The organism is Microvirga sp. KLBC 81 (assembly GCF_003075415.1).
In the GTDB taxonomy this organism is placed as follows: Bacteria; Pseudomonadota; Alphaproteobacteria; order Rhizobiales; family Beijerinckiaceae; genus Microvirga.
In genome coordinates this window covers 1-620 of sequence record NZ_QDAH01000312.1, presented here as the reverse complement: position 1 = coordinate 620, position 620 = coordinate 1, and the positions used below count along the sequence as shown (strand labels likewise).

General features: G+C 65.5%; 1 pseudogene. It reads left to right on the top strand.

What is annotated here, in order from left to right:
* Positions 1-10: 10 nt before the first annotated feature.
* Positions 11-620, top strand: a pseudogene (locus DC522_RS33945) (transposase); the annotation flags it as partial.

The window sequence follows — 620 nt, the reverse complement described above, 5'->3', positions numbered from 1 at the left end:
AGGGCGACGTATCGAGGCGGGTGTCGAGCCTGCCAGAACCTCTTCAAGAAGAGCGATACGTCATGACCGAGACTACCAACATTGTCCGCCTTCGTCAGCCCGACACGATTGATGATCCCCTGACCGATATTCTCCGAGCCGGCGCCCGCAAGCTTCTGGCCCAGGCCATCGAGAGCGAGGCTGAGGCTTATCTCGCCAGCATGCGCGACCTGAAGCTGCCGGACGGTCGCGAACGTCTGGTCCGACACGGCCATGGGCCCGAGCGCACGATCCAGACCGGCATTGGCCCGGTGGAAGTCAGCCGGGTCAAGATCCGCGACCGCGGGGCCAGCAGCGATGCCGACCGCATCCGTTTCTCCTCGGCGATCCTGCCGAAATGGGCGCGGCGCACCAGGAGCCTGGATGCGCTCTTGCCGATCCTCTATCTGCGCGGGCTCTCGACTGGGGATTTCCAGGAGGCTTTGGCTGCCTTGCTGGGCAAGGACGCGCCCAACCTCTCCCCCTCCGCCGTCTCACCGGTGAATGGCAGGCCGAATACGAGCGCTGGCAGGCCCGCGATCTGTCAGCCCGCCGCTACGTCTATGTCTGGGCCGATGGCGTCTACCTCCAGGCCCGGATGG